The sequence below is a fragment of the Methanobacterium formicicum genome, from assembly GCF_029848115.1.
Classification (GTDB): Archaea; Methanobacteriota; Methanobacteria; order Methanobacteriales; family Methanobacteriaceae; genus Methanobacterium; species Methanobacterium formicicum.
Window position 1 is genome coordinate 17501 of record NZ_JARVXG010000036.1, and the last position, 5000, is coordinate 22500.

6 protein-coding genes (2 of these 6 running past the window's edge) are annotated in these 5000 nt (G+C 40.3%); 1 reads left to right on the forward strand and 5 read right to left on the reverse strand.

Features of this window, described 5'->3' with window-relative positions:
- The 4 genes from QC759_RS03405 to npdG all read right to left on the reverse strand — a co-directional run.
- A protein-coding gene (locus tag QC759_RS03405; RefSeq protein ID WP_048072212.1) for a tryptophan--tRNA ligase crosses the window boundary here: on the reverse strand, window positions 1-1012 show its 5' portion. 98 nt of this gene lie to the left of the window's left edge; 1012 of the gene's 1110 nt are visible here — the first part of the coding sequence; its start codon is at window positions 1010-1012; the stop codon falls past the left edge of the window.
- Window positions 1013-1079: 67 nt separating this feature from the next.
- Entirely contained in the window at window positions 1080-1592 is a 513-nt protein-coding gene (endA, locus tag QC759_RS03410) for a tRNA-intron lyase (RefSeq protein ID WP_048072211.1), read from the reverse strand.
- 108 nt (window positions 1593-1700) lie between these two features.
- Window positions 1701-2282: a 6-phospho-3-hexuloisomerase gene (hxlB, locus tag QC759_RS03415; RefSeq protein ID WP_048072210.1), complete on the reverse strand. Its 582-nt coding sequence runs from the start codon at window positions 2280-2282 to the stop codon at window positions 1701-1703.
- 68 nt (window positions 2283-2350) lie between these two features.
- Window positions 2351-3022, reverse strand: a complete 672-nt coding sequence (gene npdG / locus QC759_RS03420) for an NADPH-dependent F420 reductase (protein WP_048072209.1) — start codon at window positions 3020-3022, stop codon at window positions 2351-2353.
- 717 nt (window positions 3023-3739) lie between these two features.
- Between npdG and QC759_RS03425 the strand changes: the two genes are divergently transcribed.
- Window positions 3740-4252, forward strand: coding sequence for a hypothetical protein (locus QC759_RS03425; protein ID WP_231862990.1), 513 nt, complete (start codon window positions 3740-3742; stop codon window positions 4250-4252).
- Between the two features lie 200 nt (window positions 4253-4452).
- Here QC759_RS03425 and QC759_RS03430 read toward each other — a convergent pair whose 3' ends face one another.
- Window positions 4453-5000, reverse strand: the 3' portion of a protein-coding gene (locus QC759_RS03430) for a sugar phosphate isomerase/epimerase family protein (protein WP_048072207.1). The gene runs 202 nt beyond the window's last position; only the last 548 of its 750 coding nucleotides appear in the window; its start codon lies off the right edge, out of view; its stop codon occupies window positions 4453-4455.

Genomic DNA, 5000 nt, shown 5'->3' on the forward strand with positions numbered 1-5000 from the left:
TCTCACCAGCCATGGCTTTACATTCGCCACACATTACGCTACCTTCCTGGCACTGGTGGTATATCTCTTTTAACCGGGTATCTGATGGTACAAGATGATAGAGTAACATCTCATACACTACACAATCCTCAGGAACTCCTCCTCTCTCTTTTTGTTCTTCTAAACTTTCTCTTCCACCGGTTTTGGCGGATTTTAGTTTCTTCATAGCCACTTCTGGGGGGTCACTCAGGAATATGGCAGTTTTTGGTTGGCTACTTGACATTTTACCCCCGGTCAAACCGGTGATGAAACGGTGGTAGGTGGAAGAGGGGGTTATGAAATGGAACTTGGAATGGAAACGGTCGGCAATATCTCGGGTTAGGCGTATGTGTGGGTCCTGGTCTGGTCCTACTGGAACCACCGTGGGTTTAGGGCCTCCACACTCCTCCAGTTGGGGGTGTAATATGTCGGCCACCTGTATGAGGGGTGCGTAGATATGTCCAATGTTGGTTGACCCGTTAAAACCGTAAATTGCTTTCATTTCATTCATATTTACCCTTTTTGCCAGTTTATAGGCCAGATCAGTCACTATTTTGTTTTCAGACTGCAGGTAAATGTGCAGGTTTTTATCGGGATCCAGACCCAGGGCCAGGTAGTTGGTTATGTATTCTTCAATGGCAATTCTCTTGGCCTCTGGAAATTCAATTCCCCGGGCAGAGTAAGATTCCATATCGGCAATGGGAATGTAGATTTCGGCGCCATTTTCCTGGTACCAGATGAGCTGGTCCACGATCATTTTGTGGCCTATGTGCATTTTCCCACTGGGCATCATACCGGTTACCACTGCGAATTTACTCTTTTCACGGATGGCTTTAACAATTTTACCATAATCTCTATGTCCAAATATGATTCCCCTTCTCATGAGAGTGTGGGGATCTTCCAGGTCACCTAAAAGTTCTTGGAATGGTTTTATTCCAAATTCTTCAATGAGCTTTTCATAGTTTACTATGGCTGAACTCCATGGATCTATCAATAAATCACCTTTAATATGATAATCGTTGTTTAATTAGTTTATAAAGTTTGGTATGCCTTCAAAATCATTATGGTCGGGTCCACTCAACATTGTAGTAGGTTATGTCCTGTTCATCATCCACCACTGCCAGCAGGAGTTTCTTGTTAACTCCATGGGCCACGCGAACATAGCTGGAAAAATTAAGCACGGATATATCCTGATTTTCAGTTAAAACCCTCACCACAAAATCGGAATGACCATTACCAGGGGATTTACCTCTTTCGTATAATCTAAATTCAGAACCATATTTGAAACCAGTTTTAACTATATATCCTCGGTTTCTGAGGTCCTGGTAAACGATGTAGCGGTAAAAGAGGTCTTCATTCTGGATAATCTTCCTCATCTGGTGGGGTGAGATGATTTTTCCCTGATTTTCACGGTTTAAAATATTTATTTTTCCCTTTTCCTGGAGATAAAAGGCCTCTATTAATGAAAGTTGCAGTTCTTCCTGGTTGTATTTACCGTAGTGGCTTTTCTCACTTAAAGCCACTGCTTTTTTATCTTTGATTATTACTAGTTCTCCAATTAACTCGGCATCCATATAATTTCACCTATTTTTTTAAAATGTACTGGAAAAATTAATTCCAGGGATGGTAAGGGTAGTCTGAATATGTTTTTAAGTTTAAATGACTTTCACTGGATTTTGAGGTTAATCCCTGGCATGTAACCGCTGCAAGTCGTCTTCTTTTTTGTTCAGACGGACCATGAATTCGGCAATCAAACCGTCCAGGAACAAGTGGCTGCTATCCTCGAAAAGGGTTCCCATAGGGGTCAGATCATCGTAGTTTCCCTTGAGAACATGGGAGGTGTAGTATTTCCAGGGAACTTTGCTTTTACTGTCGATGTTTACCACCACGTCGGAATTCTTTCCCAGGGTGGACTGGGGGTCGGTGGTTATCCCTATTACTTTAGTACCAACTTCACGGGCGGTTTCTGCAGCAAGGGTTACGGTTTTGGTTTCTCCTGAACCGGAGATTGCTATGAGGCAGTCCTCTTGGGTAAGGGCCGGGGTGGTTACATCGCCCACCACATGTACTGTGAATCCCAGGTGCATCAGGCGCATGGCAAAGGCTTTACCCACCAGTTCTGACCTTCCGCTACCGACAATGAAGGTGGAGTTAGACTCAGTTATGCATTGGATCATCTGTTCTACCTGTTCAAAGTCAATGCGGCCAATAACTTCCAGGGCATGTTTGGCTATTCCTTCTACGGTTTTTTTTAGATATTCCATATTCTATGAACCTTTATTTTTTTTTCATTATCCATGAATAGGGTTATTTGCGGGAATTTGTTGTTAACTTAAAGTCCGGTGATTCTGATACCGGCTAGTTTAATTTTATTGCGTATATTGAGGTTTATCAAGAGAGGAGTAATTTTTTCCACAATCCGAGCGTTTTCCAAGTTTCCACAGTCTATGGCCCGGACTCCTGGTATTTTTTCGGCCAGTTTCATGGCTTCTTGTTTGGATTCCTCATCATCTCCGGAGATTAAACAATCACACTCCACAATGTTACCTATATTGGTTAGACTGGCCGCACTGATATTGTTGAAAGCAGATACTACCTTCACGTTTTTACTTTTAAGAAAATTAGCACTTCTTTCTGCTGCGGAGCCATCCCACACATTAACGTACTTCACGGGACTGCCACCCAGACAGCTTTCCATGGGAACAGTGGCGTCAATTAGAATCTTACCTTCCACATGGTCTTTTATACTTTTGAGGGTAACCATCTGGGCCTGAAGGGGTACCGTTAAAATCAACAGATCCGCTTCATGGCATACTTCTTCATTGGTCATTCCCTTAACATTGGTGGATTCATCGGATTTCAACGTGCTTTTAATGAGGTTAACTGCATTATCCGCCTTTTTAACATCCCTTGACCCTACAATTACCTGTTCTCCTGCTTGGGCAAATCGCATTGCCAGTCCCAGTCCCTGATCTCCAGTTCCACCTATTATTCCAATTTTCAAGAAAAACATCCCCTAATTTTTTTCTTAATTTCCACATTTCTTTCAAACTTTCTTTTCGAATAAAATTCACTATGATCCAAAATTAGATTAAATGTTCTAATTAAGTATTTGTGTGCCAGTTCAGTAAAATTTTTTTAAAGGTTCATCCTGGTTATAATAGATAGTAAGTTAAGGGTGAGGGAAAACTTGGGTTTTGTGGCGCAAACTATATATAGTAGTAAAGCAAAAAGATGTGTAAAATAAATGAATTATGTCGAATCATTATTCCCGATAGTTAATAACATGCAATAGATGTATTATATATTTTATAAAAACCAATTTAGGCTTTAATACGTTTTTTAACGGTTAAAATATTTTATAACATTCACATAATGGTCAATCAGTATTTTGTGCCATTATGGTTTTGTTGATAGTGTCTTTTTTTATCTATCTGCTAGCAATGTCTCTTTTTAAAGAGAATGCTCAAAAATAGCAGGGGTCATGTCCCCGTGCTATTTTATTATATAATACTAAATTCACAAATTAGAGGTGTTTCAATGTACGGTATGAGGTTCAAAGAACCCAATAGTCTTTAGTGGCGATTGTGGCAAACTGACAAAACCCAAATGGTCCGCAAATTAGTGGCATGTCCGAAATTGGCATGATTTTGTCGGAATGAACCAACGGAGGAATTTTATTAAGCGAAATTTATTTAAAGCGGTTACTATTGCTGCTTTAGTGTTATGTGCACTGCCGGTGAGTAGTGCTTCAAGTATAGGCGGGTATTTCATGCCTGGAGGAATGTACGGAGGAGAATCTGGATACTACTACTGGGAGGATTACTGTCCCCTGTGTGACCATTACGGTTGCCTATTAGTGAATCCCAAGGGAACTTACGAAGGTGAAGTTACCTGTTCCATCTGTGATGCAGACTACGATGGATGTACTGGATACGATAAATCTGGATCCGGTGCAAGGGCTCGATTGATCCCAGCTGTCCTGGAAAAAGAGCCTGAAGTCACAGCCCAGTCTACCGAGGAAACTTCAGTACAGAATACAAATAATACCACAGTAACTCCCAATGCAACTGTAGAATCACCAGAACCTGAAATAACTTCTAAATCATTAGTTCCAATTTCAGATCACCCTGAAACTACCACAACTGTTGATATAGGTATTGACAATGTACTGGTAAACAACACAGTTCTACAGGCCCACCTAAAAAAATTAACTGAATTTGGCTGGTCCTAAACATTAAAAACCAGCCATGGATATTTTTTTTTAAATCTACTAAATCAATTCCCTTTTTTAAAATAAATTTAGTTTTAAATGCATTTTTTGATTTTTATTAAGTAATTATTCGCAATTTTTAGTTATTTCTAATCAAATACCGGATTAATGGAATTTAAAGATGTTTTTTTAAATTATTAGAGGGTTTAAAGAACAGTTCCTTAAACCATTTTTTCTATGAAATTCAGGCTTTGAATAACATCCTGGGGATCTTTCACTTCTACCATCACAATTCCATCATACTGGGCTTCAGCCATGTTTTTAAAGATTGAATTAAAGTCTATATTTCCCGTGCCCAGAGCGTTGTGCTGGTCGAATGTTCCATCATTGTCACTCAGATGCACGTGCTTAATCAGGGAATAATCAAACATTTGGGCGGATGAAAAGCCAGAATTATGGGCATGTCCAACATCCAGAGTCATGTATACCTCAATTTCTTCGAGAAGGGAGTTCAATTCATTTAAATCCTGGTAGAGCAGACCTTCGATCACCGGCATATTCTCCACGCACATGTAGATACCCAAATCCTGGGCATAGTCCGCACATTCTACCAGAGATTCCAGGTTGTACTTTAATATGCTATCTGCTATTTTTTTCCCCATAATGGGCATGCTTCCGGGATGTACCACTACCAGATCTGCATTCCACTCCACTGCCCGGTCCATGGACCTTTTAACTGCGGTAATTGAGGAATTACGAATGAGCTGGT

What these genes read in the sequence shown, in the direction of transcription:
- endA (WP_048072211.1), bottom strand. Translation starts at nt 1,592, where the DNA reads ATGGATGCCGAGTTAATTGGAGAACTAGTAATAATCAAAGATAAAAAA.
- hxlB (WP_048072210.1), bottom strand. Translation starts at nt 2,282, where the DNA reads ATGGAATATCTAAAAAAAACCGTAGAAGGAATAGCCAAACATGCCCTG.